Origin of the sequence: Streptomyces sp. NPDC053076 (assembly GCF_044546845.1) — a bacterium.
GTDB lineage: Bacteria > Actinomycetota > Actinomycetes > Streptomycetales > Streptomycetaceae > Streptomyces.
Genome location: NZ_JBITZL010000002.1, coordinates 542,880 through 558,598, shown reverse-complemented (window position 1 = coordinate 558,598; position 15,719 = coordinate 542,880). Strand labels below are relative to the sequence as shown.

Genomic DNA, 15,719 nt, shown 5'->3' with positions numbered 1-15,719 from the left:
CCGTGGTTCCCGTCGAAGCACCCTTTGTCACGCGGTCACTCTACGCAGCGAGCGGTGCGCCCGCTCCCGGTTTCCGATCACTTGCCCGGCACGGGCCAGACGGTCCGGGTGACGGTGACGGTCACGGTGGGCCGCGGCTGTCCCGTGGGCGGACGGTACGTCGGCCCCGGCCCGGCGGCGCAGTCGCCGAGCCCCTTCACGTGGAACACCTGCCTGCCGTCGACCTCGGCCTTGAGGTCCCCGCGCACGCAGGCGCCGTCGACGGCCTTGGTCACGAGCCCGGTGACGACGATCTTCCGCCTGTCGTCCGTCTCGCCCCGGCAGTCGACGGAGACGACGGTGGTCTCGGTCGGCGAGGGCGAGCCGCCCTTACCGCCGCCGTCGCCGTCGCCGTCGCCGTAACGACCGGTACAGGTCAGCCAGCTGACGTCCACGTGCCGCCGTTCCAGCGCGGCGGTCGCGGTCCGGTCGGTGGTGTACGCGGCGGTCGCGGATCCGAGGCCGCCCGGTTGGCACGCCACCGCGGCACCTGCGGCCAGCACGACGAGTCCCGCCACGGCCACCGTCCGCGGCCCGCGCCGCTTTTCTCTCCATGCCCCCATGTCCGGCAGAGTGCCACCGGCCCGAACGGTACGGAAGACCGCATACAGCCACTCACCCGTACGGGCAGCGGCGCAGCGCCCCGGAGGGACAGGGGGGCAGCGCCCCGAAGGGGCGCGGGGAACTGCGCGACCGGCCACGACGAACCCGCGGCTGACCGACGGCACATGCCGCCACCGCACCGCGCGGCCGAACCCCCGATGCGCGCGTCAGGCGCGCAGCAGCAGCCACTGCTGGAGTTCGACCAGATTGCCCTCGGGGTCCTTGAGGTGGGCCACGCGCATGCGGTCGGTCAGGGGAGCCGGGCCGTGCAGCAGGACGGCACCGCGGGAGGCGATCTGCGCGCAGTAGGCGTCCAGGTCGTCGACGCGCAGGACGACCAGGGAGCGGTGACCGGTGGCGGTCTCGCCCAGCTCGTTCAGCAGCTCGGCCATCATCGAGCGGTCCTGGAGCGCGATCCCGGCGGAGCCGACGTGCGGGCTGAACTTCTCGTACGGCCCCTCCGTCGCGCCGGACTGCGGCTTGAGACCGAGGACATCGGCGTAGAAGCGGTAGCAGGCGGCGAAGTCGGTGACCAGCAGCCGCACTTGGGCGAGTTCCACGGTGTCCCCCAGATGTCAGGACCAGCGGCCGGTGCGGCCCAGCAGCAGGGCCACGGCGGCGGTGCCGGCGGTGGATGTACGCAACACGGTAGGACCCAGCACGCACGCCTTCGCACCGGCCTCCTCGAACAGCGCAAGCTCGTCCCGCGCGACGCCCCCTTCCGGGCCGACGACCAGCACGATCTCGCCCTCGGCGGGCAGTTCGGCGGTCGCCAGCGGCACGCTCTCGTGCTCGAAGTCGGAGTGCAGCACGGCGGCGAAGTCGGCCTTGGCGAGAAGTGCGGCAACCTGCTTGGTGCTCGCCGCGTCCGTGACCTCCGGGAAGCGCAGCCGGCGGGACTGCTTGCCGGCCTCGCGCGCGGTGGCCCGCCACTTGGCGAGCGCCTTCAGGCCCCGCTCGCCCTTCCACTGGGTGATGCAACGGGCGGCCTGCCAGGGCACGACCACGTCGACACCGGTCTCGGTCATCGTCTCCACGGCCAGCTCGCCGCGGTCGCCCTTGGGCAGGGCCTGGACGACGGTGATCCGGGGGCTGGGCTCGGGCTCCACCGGGAACTCGAAGGGCTCGACGACCATGTGGTCCTTGCCCGACACGCTGACGACGACCCCGGCGGCGCCCCGCCCCTTGCCGTCGGTGAGCACCACGTTCTCCCCGGGCTGCAACCGCCGTACGGAGACGGCGTGCCGCCCCTCCGGGCCCTCGACGTCGACGACCGAGCCGGGGCCCACGCCCTCCAGCGAGTCGACGACGAACACCGGCGCGGTCATCGCGGACCACCCCCGGCCGACAACGCTGTCCTGGCCGCGTCGAGTTCCTCGGCCAGCACCTCCACCAGACGTCCGGCCGGCAGCTCCCGGGCCATCCGGTGACCCTGCCCCGCCCACAGTGACATGCCCTGCGCGTCCCCGGCCTTGGCGGCGGCCTTGCGCAGCGGCGCGGTGAGGTGGTTGACCTCCGGGTAGGCGGCGGGAGCGTACGGGCCGTGCTCGCGCATGAAGCGGTTGACCAGGCCACGCGCCGGGCGGCCGGTGAAGGCCCGGGTCAGCTCGGTGCGCGCGAACAGGGGGTCGGTCAGCGCCCGCTTGTGCAGGGCGCTCGCGCCGGACTCGTGGGTGGCGAGGAAGGCGGTGCCCAGCTGGGCCGCGCTCGCGCCCGCCGCGAGGACGGCGGCGATCTGGCTGCCGCGCATGATGCCGCCGGCGGCGACGACCGGAATGCCCACGGTCTCCCGGATCTGCGCGATCAGCGAGAGCAGCCCGATGCCGGAGCCGTCGTTCTCCAGGAGGTCCCGGTGGGTGCCCTGGTGGCCGCCGGCCTCCACGCCCTGCGCGATCACCGCGTCCGCCCCGGCCCGCTCGACCGCGCGGGCCTCCTCCGCGGTGGTGGCGGTGACCAGGGTGAAGGTCCCGGCCCGGCGCAGCTTGTCGAACACCTCACGGCTCGGCACGCCGAAGTGGAAGGAGACCACCGGCACCGGGTTGTCGAGCAGGACGGCGAGCTTGGCGTCGTAGCCGTCGTCCCGGCCGCTGTCCGGGTCGCCCAGCTCGGTGTCGTACCAGGCCGCCTCGCCGGCCAGCTGGTGCGCGTACACCTCGACGGCACCGGACTCGGCGTGCTCGGGGTGCGGCATGAAGACATTCACGCCGAAAGGACGGCTCGTGAGCCCCCTCAGCTGCTTGATCTCCTGGTACATCCCGTCGGCGGTCTTGAGTCCGGCGGCGAGAAACCCGAGGCCACCAGCCTCGGAGACGGCGGCGGCGAGCTGCGGGACGGAGACACCGCCCGCCATGGGGGCCTGCACGATCGGGTGGGGAAAGAGATCGGTCAGCGCGGAGGACATGACGGCATGTTGTCACGTCCCCCGTACAAGTCCGAATCGGGACTTCCCCTTGTCACATGCCACTTGTCGGCCGGCCGGGCCGGGGCGGCCGGCCGCTCCGCAACCCGACGATTCCGGTGCTGGAGGGGCGGGGCCGGGACCCAGGGGCTTCGCCCCCCGAGGGGTCCAAGGGGCTTTCGCCCCTTGGACGGCACCTACGGATCAGCGCCCGTTGAACGCGTCCTTCAGCCGCGAGAACAAGCCCTGCTGGCCCGGCTGGAACTGCCCCGTGGGCCGCTCCTCGCCGCGCAGTTTGGCCAGCTCGCGCAGCAGGCGCTCCTGCTCGGGGTCGAGCTTCGTCGGGGTGGTGACCTCCACGTGCACGATCAGGTCGCCCCGGCCGCCGCCGCGCAGATGCGTGACACCCCGGCCGTGCAGCGGGATCGACTGCCCGGACTGGGTGCCGGGCCGGATGTCGACCTCCTCCATGCCGTCCAGGGTCTCCAGCGGCACCTTGGTGCCGAGGGACGCGGCGGTCATCGGGATGGTGACCGTGCAGTGCAGGTCGTCGCCGCGCCGCTGGAAGGTCGAGTGCGGCAGCTCGTGGATCTCGACGTACAGATCACCGGCCGGGCCGCCGCCGGGGCCGACCTCGCCCTCCCCGGCGAGCTGGATCCGGGTGCCGTTGTCGACACCGGCCGGGATCTTCACGGTGAGCGTGCGCCGCGAGCGGACGCGGCCGTCGCCGGCGCACTCCGGGCACGGGGTCGGTACGACCGTGCCGAAGCCCTGGCACTGGGGGCAGGGCCGGGAGGTCATGACCTGGCCCAGGAACGACCGGGTGACCTGCGAGACCTCACCGCGACCGCGGCACATGTCACACGTCTGGGCGGACGTGCCCGGAGCCGCGCCCTCGCCGTTGCAGGTGTTGCAGACGACGGCGGTGTCGACCTGGATGTCCTTGGTCGTCCCGAAGGCCGCCTCGTCCAGCTCGACCTCGATCCGGATCATCGCGTCCTGGCCGCGCCGGGTGCGCGAGCGCGGCCCGCGCTGCGACGCCGTACCGAAGAACGCGTCCATGATGTCGGAGAAGTTGCCGAAGCCACCGGCCCCGAAGCCGCCCGCGCCCGCGCCGCCCGACTGGGAGAGCGGGTCGCCGCCGAGGTCGTAGACCTGCTTCTTCTGCGGGTCCGACAGCACCTCGTAAGCGGCGTTGATCTCCTTGAACCGCTCCTGGGTCTTCGGATCGGGGTTGACGTCCGGGTGCAGCTCGCGCGCGAGCCGACGGAACGCCTTCTTGATCTCATCCTGCGACGCGTCGCGGCGCACGCCGAGAACGGCGTAGTAGTCCGTGGCCACTTACGACTCCGCCAGGATCTGTCCGACGTACCGTGCCACTGCGCGTACCGCTCCCATCGTTCCCGGGTAGTCCATGCGGGTCGGTCCGACCACGCCGAGCTTGGCAACCGCCTCGCCGCCCGAACCGTAGCCGACCGACACGACGGACGTGGAGTTGAGTCCTTCATGGGCGTTCTCGTGGCCGATACGCACGGTCACGCCCGGGTCCTTCGCCTCGCCCAGGAGCTTGAGGAGCACGACCTGCTCCTCAAGGGCCTCCAGGACGGGCCGGATCGTGAGGGGAAAGTCATGCCCGAAGCGGGTGAGATTGGCGGTGCCGCCGATCATCAGCCGCTCCTCGTTCTCCTCGACCAGTGTCTCCAGCAGGGTGGAGAGCACGGTGGAGACCGTACCGCGGTCCTCGGCCTCGAAGGCTTCCGGCAGGTCCTCGACCAGCTGCGGCACGTCCGCGAACCGGCGGCCCGCGACCCGGCTGTTCAGCCGCGCCCGCAGATCCGCCAGCGAGGACTCGCCGAACGGCGCCGGGCAGTCGACCATCCGCTGCTCGACCCGGCCGGTGTCCGTGATCAGCACGAGCATCAGGCGCGCGGGAGCCAGCGAGAGCAGCTCCACGTGCCGGACGGTGGACCGGGTCAGCGACGGGTACTGCACGACGGCGACCTGCCGGGTCAGCTGCGCGAGCAGCCGCACCGTGCGCGCCACGACGTCGTCGAGGTCGACGGCGCCCTCCAGGAAGTTCTGGATGGCCCGCCGCTCGGGCGCCGTCATCGGCTTGACGCCCGCCAGCTTGTCCACGAACAGCCGGTAGCCCTTGTCGGTGGGGATGCGCCCGGCGCTGGTGTGCGGCTGGGCGATGTACCCCTCGTCCTCGAGGGCCGCCATGTCGTTGCGGACGGTGGCCGGGGAGACGCCGAGGCTGTGCCGCTCGGTGAGCGCCTTGGAACCCACCGGCTCCTCGGTGCCCACGTAGTCCTGGACGATGGCGCGCAGCACCTGAAGCCTGCGTTCACTCAGCATTCGCGCGCACCTCCAGCACGTCTTCCCCTGTCCCTTCGGGTCGTCCCCCTGGCACTCTTCCCATGTGAGTGCCAGCATTCCCCGGCCCAGTGTACGGCTGTCGGGTACACACTGGGCAAGGTCGGGCCGCCGTACCGGGTCGTAGCGCTAGCGTCGCCGCTATGACCGTGACTTGGGAAGAGCTGGGGTGGGAACGGCTGGCCGCCGGGGTGGGGCGGTGCCGGCTGCCCGGCTGGGACTGCACCGCCGGCCTGGTGCTGGGCGCGGGGAAGGCGCTGATGGTGGACGCCGGGTCGAGCCTGGCCGAGGGGGCGCGGCTGCGGGCTCGGGCACAGGAACTGGCCGGCGGCCGTGTGACCCATCTCGCGCTGACCCACCCCCACTTCGACCACGTCCTCGGGGCGTCCGTGTTCGCCGGCGCCGAGGTGTACGCGGCGGTGGGCGCCGACTCCGTGTTCGCCCACGAGCGCGCGGAGCTGCGCAGGGACGCGATCGGGAACGGGCTCCCGGTGGCGGACGCGGACGAGGCGGTGGACGCGCTGACCCCACCACGGCACCTGGTCTCCGGCGAGTGGACCCTCGACCTCGGCGAGGGCCGGCAGGCGCTGCTGGCCAACGTGGGACCCGGTCACACCGCCTACGATCTCGCGGTCCTCGTCCCCGGCTCCCCGGAGGTCGTCTTCTGCGGTGACCTGGTGGAGGAGTCCGGTGAGCCCCAGGCGGGCCCGGACGCGGTCCCGTCCCGCTGGCCGGACGCGCTCGACCGGCTGCTGGCGCTCGGCGGTGAGGACGCACTGTACGTGCCGGGTCACGGAGCGGTGGTGGACGCGGGCTTCGTACGGTGTCAACGGGACGCGCTGGCAGCACGGTTCGGCGTGTCGTGAGCGTGATTCCGCGGGTTCTCCTATGGTCGTCCGAATGCGCCCACCCGCCTCCCGCCCCCGCCCCTCCCACGAGGGCCCTTCGGGCCCGCGCCCTCGTGTGTACTCCGCCGATCTGACCCCGCCGTGGAAGAAGCCGAAGCCCGTGCCGGAGGTACCGGCCGAGCCGGGCCTGGTGGTGGAGGAGCCCGGCACCGGGTTCTGCGGGGCGGTGATCGGCTGCGAGGCCGGCACGGTGACCCTGGAGGACCGCTTCGGCAAGCACCGGGTGTTCCCGCTGGAGCCGCGCGGCTTCCTGCTGGAGGGCAGGGCGGTGACGCTCGTACGCCCGTCGGCCGCCCCCGCCCGCCCCACCCGTACGGCATCCGGTTCGGTCGCCGTGCCGAACGCACGCGCGCGCGTGGCACGCGCCGGCCGCATCTACGTGGAGGGCCGGCACGACGCCGAGCTGGTCGAGAAGGTGTGGGGCGACGACCTGCGCGTCGAGGGCGTGGTCGTGGAGTACCTGGAGGGCGTGGACGACCTGCCGGCGATCGTCGCCGAGTTCGCCCCGGGCCCGGACGCCCGCCTGGGCGTCCTCGTGGACCACCTGGTCCCGGGGACGAAGGAATGGCGGATCGCGGAGTCGGTGACCAGTGACCACGCCCTGGTAGTCGGCCACCCGTACATCGACATCTGGGAGGCGGTGAAGCCGTCGTCCCTGGGCATCCGGGCGTGGCCGACGGTCCCGCGGGGCCAGGACTGGAAGACGGGCGTGTGCCGGGCCCTGGGCTGGCCGGAGAACACGGGCGCGGTGTGGCAGGCGATTCTGCGGCGGGTGGGGTCGTACAAGGACCTGGAGCCGGAGTTGCTGGGACGGGTGGAGGAACTGATCGACTTCGTCACGGCACCCGCGTAGGAGCCCGTCAGGGCGCCCACGGAGGAGTTCATGGGCGCCTACGGAGGAGTTCGTCACAGCGCCCGCGGAGGAGTTCGCGGGCGCAGACGAAGAAGCCCGTCGCGGCGCCCGCGGAGGAGTTCGCGGGCGCCGGCGAAGGAGCCCGTCACGGCGCCCGCGGAGGGAGTTCAGTCCACCAGGTCCCGCACCACCGCGTCCGCCAGCAGCCGCCCCCGCAGCGTCAGCACGGCCCGTCCCTCCTCGTACGGGCCGTCGTCCAGGAGCCCGGCCGCCAGCGCCCGGCGGGAGGCCGCGAGCCCCTCCTCCTTCAGCAGGGACAGCGGGACACCCTCACGCAGCCTCAGCTCCAGCAGGATCCGCTCCACCCGGCGGTCCTCCCCGGACAGCAGCTCCCGGCCCGCGCCCGGGGAGCGGCCGGAGGCGAGGGCCGCCGCGTAGGCGCCCGGGTGCTTCACGTTCCACCAGCGCACCCCGCCCACGTGCGAGTGCGCCCCGGGCCCGGCGCCCCACCAGTCGGCGCCCCGCCAGTACAGCTCGTTGTGCAGGCAGCGGCCCGCCTCGGAGGTGGCCCAGTTGGACACCTCGTACCAGTCGAAGCCCGCCCGGCTCAGTGCCTCCTCGGCGATCAGGTACCGGTCGGCGTGGGCGTCGTCGTCGGTCATCGGGATCTCGCCCCGGCGGATCCGGCGGGCGAGCTGGGTGCCCTCCTCGACGATGAGCGCGTAGGCGCTGATGTGGTCGGGACCGGCGCCGAGGGCGGCCTCCAGGGAGGCCCGCCAGTCGTCGTCGCTCTCACCGGGCGTGCCGTAGATCAGGTCCAGGTTGACGTGCGCGAAACCCGCCCTCCTGGCCTCCGCCACGCATGCCTCGGGGCGGCCGGGCGTGTGCGTGCGGTCGAGGACCCGCAGCACGTGCTGCCTGGCGCTCTGCATGCCGAAGGAGATCCGGTTGAAGCCGCCCTCGCGCAGGGTGGCGAGGTAGGCGGGGTCCACCGACTCCGGGTTCGCCTCCGTGGTGATCTCCGCGTCGGGGGCGAGCCCGAACTCGGCACGGATCACCCCCAGCATGCGTACCAGGTCGTCGGCGGCCAGCAGGGTGGGCGTACCGCCCCCGACGAAGACCGTACGGACCTCGCGCGGGTCGTCGCCCAGCACCTTCCGCGCCAGCCGGATCTCGTCCGCCAGCGTGTCCGCGTAGTTGTCCCGGGAGGCGAGCACGCCGCCCGTGCCGCGCAGCTCGGTCGCCGTGTAGGTGTTGAAGTCGCAGTAGCCGCAGCGGGTAGCGCAGTACGGGACGTGGAGGTAGAAACCGAGCGGGCGGCCCGCGGCCCCGGCGAGCGCGTGCGCGGGCAGCGCGCCGTCTGCGGGGACGGGCTCGCCGTCGGGGAGTGCGGAAGGCATGCCCCCATTGTCCCGTACCGGTGGCGTTACTCCGCCTGGAGCACCAGCAGGGCCAGGTCGTCCTCGGGAGCGCCGCCGCCGAAGTCGTGGACGAGGCGGCGGATCCTTTCCGCGATCAGCTCGGCGCTGAGCCCGGCGCAGCCGGACAGGGCGCGGGCGAGCCCGTCGCCGTCGTCGAACTGGCGGGAGCCGGAGCGCCGCTCGGTCACCCCGTCGGTGACGCACAGCAGGCTGTCGCCGGGCCGCAGCTCCAGGGTCTCGCTGGTGTACGTCTCGTCCTCCACGACCCCGAGGAGGGTCTGCGGGCGGGCGGCGGTGCGCACGCTGCCGTCGGGGCCGAGGACGAGCGGCAGCGGGTGGCCGGCGGAGGCGAGGGTGCAGCGAACCCCGCCGCCGTGCGGGGTCAGCTCGCCGTACAGCAGGGAGAGGAAGCGGGTCTGCGGGCCGTCCGCGGAGGCCAGGGGCCGGCCGCCGACGGCGACCAGGGCACGGGCGGCGGCGTCGGCGGCCTCGGTGGCGTCGTCCAGGAGCAGCTGGTTGAGGCGGTCGAGGACGTCGGCGACGCGGTAGCCCTCCCGGGCGAGGAGGCGCAGCCAGGGCCGGGCGAGGCCGATCACCACGGCCGCCTCCGGGCCCTTGCCCTGGACGTCGCCGACGGCGAAGCACCAGCGGCCGTCGCCCGCCGGGAACAGGTCGTAGAAGTCGCCGCTGGGGCCGCCCGTGTCGCACGGCTCGTAGACGAGCGCGCTGCTCACGCCGGGGATCTCGGCGACCGCGCCGGGCAGCAGGCCGCGTTGCAGGACGGCGCTGATGGTGGCCTGGCGGGCGTACTGGCGGGCCGCGCCGATGGCCAGGGCGACGCGGCGGCCGAGGTCCTCCACCAGTCCGATGACCTCGTCGGGGAAGCCGGCCGGTCCGCACCGGCCGATGACCAGCGTGCCGAGCGGCCGGCCGCCCGCGATCAGCCGGTACGACAGCGCCGTCCCGTGGGCGCCCTGCGGGCCGAGCGCGTGGCCGGGCCACGGGTAGGGCTCGGGGCCGGAGCGCAGTCCGTCCGGCGGGCCCGGCGGCTCCTTCTCCAGGGCGCACCGCAGTTCCTCGATGCGGGCCTCGCTGGCGTGCCAGACCCGGGCGGGCCCGCCGCCAGCGCCGCCGCGCACGCTCGCCTCGTCCTCCAGCCACACCGCGCACCAGTCGGCGAGCCGGGGGACGATCAGCTGGCCGGTGAGCGCGGCGACGAGGTTCTCGTCCAGCTGTCCGGCGAGCAGGTCGGACGCCTCGGCGAGGAAGGTAAGGGCGCCCCGGCCGAGCCAGTCCCGGTCGCCGTCGGCGCGGTGCGGTTGGGGGGCGAGGTCCCCGGCGACCTCCAGGGCGGGGTCCGGGGCGGGTCCGTCCAGGGCCTCGCTGCCGCCCGGGGGCAACCGCGCCCAGACGGTCTTGGCTCCGGCGCGGTAGGTGACGCCCCAGGACTCGGCGAGCGTGGCGACCAGGCGCAGCCCGCGCCCGTACTCGGGGGTGTCGTACGGCCCCTCGCCGCTCATGGCGTCGCGCGGGGCCCGTGAGGGGTGCTGGTCCCGTACCTCGATCACGAACGCGCCGGTGGTCTCCAGCCGCCAGTCGACCTGTACGTCGGTGCCGGCGTGCACGACGGCGTTGGTGACCAGCTCGCTGACGACGGCCATGGCGTCGTCGACCAGCCGGGCCGCAACGCCGGGCGCCTCGGTCAGCGCGGAACGCACCAGCGCGCGGGCCGAGCCCGGGGCGACGGGACTCCCGGGCAGGGTGGTCCGGCCCCGCCTCTCGCCGGGCCGGGCCTCGCTCTCCCGCTGCGTCGGTATGGCCGCCATGTCCATGCCGCCAGGGTGACAGACCGGCGGCATCTATAAGCGTTGAGTCACTGAAGTGTGCAGAAGTGGCAAGCTTTCGAGCGCCGGTGAGCGCAAAGTCCCCAAGGGGCGAGGGGAACCGCGCGACGAACCACGAACGTCCCGCGGCCCCCGGCAGTCCCCCAGCCGCCCCCTGCGGCCGGCGCTAGGACTCCCGCGCCCCCGCGTACATCTCCTCGATGAGGTTCTTGTACTCCCGCTCCACCACCGGCCGCTTCAGCTTCAGGCTCGGCGTGATCTCGCCGTGCTCCACATCGAGGTCCCGCGGCAGCAGCCGGAACTTCTTGATGGTCTGCCAGCGCTGGAGCCCGGCGTTGAGCTGCCGCACGTATCCGTCGACCATCTCGACCGTCTGCGGAGCGGCGACGATCTCGGCGTACGACCTGCCCTCCAGGCCGTTCTCCTTCGCCCACTCCTGGATCGCGAACTCGTCCAGGGCGATCAGGGCGGTGCAGTAGTTCCGGTCGGCGCCGTGGACGAGGATGTTGGACACGTACGGGCACACGCCCTTGAACTGGCCCTCGACCTCGGCCGGTGCGACGTACTTGCCGCCGGAGGTCTTGATGAGGTCCTTCTTGCGGTCGGTGATGCGCAGGTAGCCGTCGGGCGAGAGTTCGCCGATGTCGCCGGTGTGGAACCAGCCGTCGGACTCCAGCACCTCGGCGGTCTTCTCGGGCTGCTGGTGGTAGCCGTCCATGATGCCGGGGCCGCGCAGCAGGATCTCGCCGTCGTCGGCGATGCGGACCTCGGTACCGGGCAGCGGCTTGCCGACCGTGCCGGTGCGGTACGCCTCGCCCGGGTTGACGAAGGAGGCCGCGGAGGTCTCGGTGAGGCCGTAGCCCTCCAGGATGTGGATGCCGGCGCCGGCGAAGAAGTAACCGATCTCCGGGGCGAGCGCGGAGGCGCCGGAGACACAGGCGCGCAGCCGGCCGCCGAATGCCTCGCGGAGCTTGGCGTAGACGAGGGTGTCGGCGACCTTGTGCTTGGCGGCGAGCCCGAAGGGCGCCGAGGCGGTGCCGGTACGGCGGAAGTTGTCCTGGGTGACCTTGGCGTACTCGCGGGCGACCTCGGCGGCCCACTGGAAGATCTTGTACTTGGCCGGGCCGCCCTCGCGGGCCTTGGCCGCCACACCGTTGTAGACCTTCTCGAAGATGCGCGGCACGGCCGCCATGTACGTCGGCCGCACCACCGGGAGGTTCTCGATGATCTTGTCGACGCGGCCGTCGACCGCGGTGACGTGGCCGACCTCGATCTGCCCGGAGGTGAGCACCTTGCCGAAGACGTGCGCGAGCGGCAGCCACAGGTACTGCACGTCGTCGATGGTGACCAGGCCGGTCGAGGCGATGGCCTTCGCCATGTACGCCCAGTTGTCGTGCGGGAGCCGGACCCCCTTGGGGCGGCCGGTGGTACCGGAGGTGTAGATGAGGGTGGCGAGCTGGCCCTTGGTGATGGCGCCGACCCGCTCCTTGATCAGCTCCGGGTTCTTCTCCAGGTAGGCGGCGCCGCGCTGCTCCAGCTCGGCGAGGGAGATCACCCAGTCGTCCGTCTCGACGCCCGCGGGGTCGATGACGACGACCTTCGTGAGGGCGGGCAGCTCGGCGCGCCTCTCCACGGCCTTGGCGACCTGGGCCGCGTCCTCGGCGATCAGCACCCGGCTCTCGGAGTCGGACAGGATGAAGGATGACTCGTCGGCGTTGGTCTGCGGATAGACGGTTGTGGTCGCCCCGCCGGCGCACATGATGCCGAGGTCGGCGAGGATCCATTCGACGCGGGTGGAGGAGGCGAGGGCCACCCGCTGCTCGGACTGGACGCCCAGTTCGATGAGACCGGCCGCGATCGCGTACACCCGGTCGGCCGCCTGCGCCCAGCTGAGCGACTTCCATTCGTCGGGGCCCTGGCCGGAGGCAGGGGGCACCGGATAGCGGTACGCCTCGGCGTCCGGTGTGGCCGCCACGCGCTCCAGGAAGAGGGCTGCCACGGACGGCGGACGGTTCTCGATCAGGGTCTGTGTGTCGGTCACGACATCCTCCGGGGGCCCGCGACGGTGCGGCTGACTCGGTGCGGCTGGGTTAACTCACGGTATGGGGTCGGACTGTTGTTTAACTCGCGAGTAACTATCGAGCAGGGATCAGGGTAAGGCGCGACCGCCCGCTGCGTAAGGGGCATCGGCCTGTCACTTTCCACGCAGAGCGACGTTACGCGCGCGTAGGGGCCCGCCGCGCTTTCGCACGACGGGCCCCCACATGACCGGTTTGCGGACGTGACCGGTTGTTACCTCTGGTTACTTCTTGCCCTTGGCCGACCCCGCGCTGTCATCACTGGACAGCACGGCGATGAAGGCTTCCTGCGGAACCTCCACGGAACCCACCATCTTCATCCGCTTCTTGCCTTCCTTCTGCTTCTCGAGCAGCTTCCGCTTACGGGAGATGTCGCCGCCGTAACACTTGGCGAGGACGTCCTTGCGGATGGCGCGGATGGTCTCGCGGGCGATGACCCGGGAGCCGATGGCGGCCTGGACCGGCACCTCGAACGCCTGCCGCGGGATCAGCTCCTTGAGCTTGGCGACGAGCCGCACGCCGTACGCGTACGCCTGGTCCTTGTGGGTGATCGCCGAGAAGGCGTCCACCTTGTCGCCGTGCAGCAGGATGTCGACCTTGACCAGGCTGGAGGTCTGCTCGCCGGTGGGCTCGTAGTCGAGGGAGGCATAGCCGCGCGTCTTGGACTTCAGCTGGTCGAAGAAGTCGAAGACGATCTCGGCCAGCGGGAGGGTGTAGCGGATCTCGACCCGGTCCTCGGAGAGGTAGTCCATGCCGAGCAGGGTGCCGCGCCGGGTCTGGCACAGCTCCATGATCGAGCCGATGAACTCGGTCGGCGCCAGGATCGTGGCGCGCACGACCGGCTCGTAGACCTCGTCGATCTTGCCTTCGGGGAACTCGCTCGGGTTGGTGACGATGTGCTCGGTGCCGTCCTCCATGACCACGCGATAGACCACGTTCGGCGCGGTGGCGATCAGGTCGAGGCCGAACTCGCGCTCCAGCCGCTCCCGGATCACGTCCAGGTGCAGCAGGCCGAGGAAGCCGACGCGGAAGCCGAAACCGAGGGCGGCGGACGTCTCCGGCTCGTAGACCAGCGCGGCGTCGTTGAGCTGGAGCTTGTCCAGGGCCTCGCGCAGCTCCGGGTAGTCGGAGCCGTCCAGCGGATACAGACCGGAGAAGACCATCGGCTTCGGGTCCTTGTAACCGCCGAGGGCCTCGGTGGCACCCTTGTGCTGGCTGGTGACCGTGTCACCGACCTTGGACTGCCGGACATCCTTCACACCGGTGATCAGGTACCCCACCTCGCCGACGCCGAGGCCGTCCGCCGCGAGCATCTCGGGCGAGCTGACGCCGATCTCCAGCAGCTCGTGCGTCGCGCCGGTCGACATCATCCTGATGCGCTCGCGCCTGTTGAGCTGGCCGTCGATCACACGGACGTACGTCACGACACCGCGGTAGGAGTCGTAGACCGAGTCGAAGATCATCGCACGGGCGGGCGCGTCGGCGACCCCGACCGGCGCCGGGATCTCCTTGACGACCTTGTCCAGCAGCGCCTCCACGCCGAGACCGGTCTTCGCGGAGACCCTGAGCACATCCTCCGGGTCACAGCCGACCAGGTTCGCCAGCTCCTCGGCGAACTTCTCCGGCTGCGCGGCCGGCAGGTCGATCTTGTTCAGCACCGGGATGATCGTGAGGTCGTTCTCCATCGCCAGGTAGAGGTTGGCGAGGGTCTGCGCCTCGATGCCCTGGGCGGCGTCGACCAGGAGGATGGTCCCCTCGCAGGCGGCCAGCGACCGCGAGACCTCGTAGGTGAAGTCGACGTGCCCCGGGGTGTCGATCATGTTGAGGATGTGGGTCGTGCCCTGGTCGGGGCCCTCGGTCGGGGCCCAGGGCAGACGCACCGCCTGGGACTTGATCGTGATGCCGCGCTCGCGCTCGATGTCCATCCGGTCGAGGTACTGAGCACGCATCTGCCGCTGCTCGACCACACCGGTCAGCTGGAGCATCCGGTCGGCGAGAGTGGACTTGCCGTGGTCGATGTGCGCGATGATGCAGAAGTTGCGGATCAGAGCCGGGGCGGTACGGCTCGGCTCGGGCACATGGTTAGGGGTCGCGGGCACGCAGGGTCCTGTCTCTTGAGGCGCCTTATGCCTCGGGTCGGATCGTTACGTAGTCTCCATGGTCCCACGGGCAGGGACCGGGGGCCGTTTTGGGCCGTCCGGAGGGCCACTGGTACTGTAGATGGCTGTGCCTCATGCCCTCTCAGCGCGAGGCACGACAGGAAATTTCGGATCACCGGTTCGGGACCCGTGCGGCCCCGCACCAGAACCTGTAAAGGCTCCTTCGTGGCGAACATCAAGTCCCAGATCAAGCGGATCAAGACCAACGAGAAGGCTCGGCTGCGCAACAAGGCCGTCAAGTCCTCCCTGAAGACCGCGATCCGCAAGGCTCGCGAGGCCGCTGCCGCGGGTGACGTCGAGAAGGCCACCGAGCTGCAGCGCGCTGCCGCGCGTGCCCTCGACAAGGCCGTCTCGAAGGGCGTCATCCACAAGAACCAGGCCGCCAACAAGAAGTCGGCGCTTGCTTCCAAGGTCGTCGCCCTCAAGGGCTGAACTCCTTCCTGATCTGACCGCCGGAAGGACCCAGAGCGGGCCCTCTCTCATCCGCTCCCGTCCGGCACCCCGAGCCTGTTCGCGGCCTGCGTTCGCCACGCGGGAACGGGCTCACCAGCTGGCTCCGAAGGCCTCCGCACCTCTCCTTCCCCAAGGCAGGTGCGGGGGCCTTCGACATGCACAGGGCGTGTACAGGGCAAGCACAGTGCATGTACGGGGCGGGCACCGGACCGGGCGGGCACGGCATCTACCGGACCGGGCGGGCACCGGGACTCGGCGTCTACCGAACCGGGCGGGCACCGGGCGGGCGGGCACGGACCGGGGCACCGGACCGGGCGGGCACCAGTGTCGGCGTCTACCGAACCGGGCGGCCACCGGGCCGGGCGGGCACCGGACTCGGCGTCTCCCGGACCACCGGCACGCACGGGACACGGCACGAGCACCGGCCCGGATGGGCGGAGCACGCCGCGGGCAGGGCCGGGACGGCTACCCGGGGGGTGCCCGTCGACCGCCCCGGGCGGGGTCTGCCGGTCAGCTGTCGCAGGCGGGGTCTGCCGGTCGGCCTGGGTGAGGCCGGTGGGTTCGCAGCGGCTCGTCGGTGGTCCGAG

13 protein-coding genes are annotated in these 15,719 nt (G+C 72.0%); 3 read left to right on the top strand and 10 right to left on the bottom strand.

All coding sequences use genetic code 11. The features are described 5' to 3' along the window. Positions 1-77 precede the first annotated feature (77 nt). The 6 genes from ACIGYR_RS09750 to hrcA form a co-directional block, all read right to left on the bottom strand. Positions 78-602: a hypothetical protein gene (locus tag ACIGYR_RS09750; protein WP_399595958.1), complete on the bottom strand. Its 525-nt coding sequence runs from the start codon at positions 600-602 to the stop codon at positions 78-80. Positions 603-809: 207 nt separating this feature from the next. Further along, positions 810-1,202, bottom strand: coding sequence for a VOC family protein (locus ACIGYR_RS09745; RefSeq protein ID WP_399595960.1), 393 nt, complete (start codon positions 1,200-1,202; stop codon positions 810-812). 15 nt (positions 1,203-1,217) lie between these two features. Beyond that, positions 1,218-1,970, bottom strand: a complete 753-nt coding sequence (locus ACIGYR_RS09740) for a 16S rRNA (uracil(1498)-N(3))-methyltransferase (protein WP_399595961.1) — start codon at positions 1,968-1,970, stop codon at positions 1,218-1,220. Next, on the bottom strand, positions 1,967-3,043 hold the full coding sequence (locus tag ACIGYR_RS09735; RefSeq protein WP_391838402.1) for a nitronate monooxygenase: 1,077 nt from the start codon (positions 3,041-3,043) through the stop codon (positions 1,967-1,969). The genes ACIGYR_RS09740 and ACIGYR_RS09735 overlap by 4 nt, the downstream gene beginning before the upstream one ends. Before the next feature lie 201 nt (positions 3,044-3,244). After that, the gene (dnaJ, locus tag ACIGYR_RS09730) at positions 3,245-4,381 is read right to left on the bottom strand and encodes a molecular chaperone DnaJ (RefSeq protein WP_391838400.1); all 1,137 of its coding nucleotides are present in this window, start codon (positions 4,379-4,381) and stop codon (positions 3,245-3,247) included. Continuing rightward, positions 4,382-5,398, bottom strand: a complete 1,017-nt coding sequence (gene hrcA / locus ACIGYR_RS09725; protein WP_399595963.1) for a heat-inducible transcriptional repressor HrcA — start codon at positions 5,396-5,398, stop codon at positions 4,382-4,384. A gap of 161 nt (positions 5,399-5,559) precedes the next feature. On the opposite strand from hrcA, the gene ACIGYR_RS09720 reads away from it, so the two are divergent. Next, entirely contained in the window at positions 5,560-6,282 is a 723-nt protein-coding gene (locus ACIGYR_RS09720; RefSeq protein WP_399595965.1) for an MBL fold metallo-hydrolase, read from the top strand. Positions 6,283-6,316: 34 nt separating this feature from the next. Then, positions 6,317-7,177: a DUF3097 domain-containing protein gene (locus ACIGYR_RS09715; RefSeq protein ID WP_391838395.1), complete on the top strand. Its 861-nt coding sequence runs from the start codon at positions 6,317-6,319 to the stop codon at positions 7,175-7,177. 167 nt (positions 7,178-7,344) lie between these two features. On the opposite strand, the gene hemW is transcribed toward ACIGYR_RS09715, so the two are convergent. The 4 genes from hemW to lepA all read right to left on the bottom strand — a co-directional run bounded on the left by hemW (position 7,345) and on the right by lepA (position 14,619). Next, positions 7,345-8,577 carry a radical SAM family heme chaperone HemW gene (gene hemW, locus ACIGYR_RS09710; RefSeq protein WP_399595967.1) on the bottom strand — a complete coding sequence of 411 codons (1,233 nt, stop codon included), beginning with the start codon at positions 8,575-8,577 and terminating at the stop codon, positions 7,345-7,347. Between the two features lie 26 nt (positions 8,578-8,603). Beyond that, positions 8,604-10,424, bottom strand: coding sequence for a SpoIIE family protein phosphatase (locus tag ACIGYR_RS09705; protein ID WP_399596523.1), 1,821 nt, complete (start codon positions 10,422-10,424; stop codon positions 8,604-8,606). Between the two features lie 184 nt (positions 10,425-10,608). Next, positions 10,609-12,483 carry an AMP-dependent synthetase/ligase gene (locus ACIGYR_RS09700; RefSeq protein WP_399595969.1) on the bottom strand — a complete coding sequence of 625 codons (1,875 nt, stop codon included), beginning with the start codon at positions 12,481-12,483 and terminating at the stop codon, positions 10,609-10,611. A 261-nt stretch (positions 12,484-12,744) separates the two neighbouring features. Then, complete coding sequence (gene lepA / locus ACIGYR_RS09695; RefSeq protein ID WP_391838389.1) at positions 12,745-14,619, bottom strand: translation elongation factor 4; 1,875 nt, start codon at positions 14,617-14,619, stop codon at positions 12,745-12,747. Between the two features lie 225 nt (positions 14,620-14,844). On the opposite strand from lepA, the gene rpsT reads away from it, so the two are divergent. Continuing rightward, positions 14,845-15,111: a 30S ribosomal protein S20 gene (gene rpsT, locus ACIGYR_RS09690; RefSeq protein WP_073893866.1), complete on the top strand. Its 267-nt coding sequence runs from the start codon at positions 14,845-14,847 to the stop codon at positions 15,109-15,111. The last annotated feature ends 608 nt before the right edge of the window (positions 15,112-15,719 follow it).

Bases quoted from the DNA above. Each gene is read 5' to 3' on its own strand.
- ACIGYR_RS09720 (WP_399595965.1), top strand. From the start codon at position 5,560: ATGACCGTGACTTGGGAAGAGCTGGGGTGGGAACGGCTGGCCGCCGGG.
- hrcA (WP_399595963.1), bottom strand. From the start codon at position 5,398: ATGCTGAGTGAACGCAGGCTTCAGGTGCTGCGCGCCATCGTCCAGGAC.
- ACIGYR_RS09740 (WP_399595961.1), bottom strand. From the start codon at position 1,970: ATGACCGCGCCGGTGTTCGTCGTCGACTCGCTGGAGGGCGTGGGCCCC.
- ACIGYR_RS09715 (WP_391838395.1), top strand. From the start codon at position 6,317: ATGCGCCCACCCGCCTCCCGCCCCCGCCCCTCCCACGAGGGCCCTTCG.
- ACIGYR_RS09750 (WP_399595958.1), bottom strand. From the start codon at position 602: ATGGGGGCATGGAGAGAAAAGCGGCGCGGGCCGCGGACGGTGGCCGTG.
- hemW (WP_399595967.1), bottom strand. From the start codon at position 8,577: ATGCCTTCCGCACTCCCCGACGGCGAGCCCGTCCCCGCAGACGGCGCG.
- ACIGYR_RS09705 (WP_399596523.1), bottom strand. From the start codon at position 10,424: ATGGCGGCCATACCGACGCAGCGGGAGAGCGAGGCCCGGCCCGGCGAG.
- ACIGYR_RS09735 (WP_391838402.1), bottom strand. From the start codon at position 3,043: ATGTCCTCCGCGCTGACCGATCTCTTTCCCCACCCGATCGTGCAGGCC.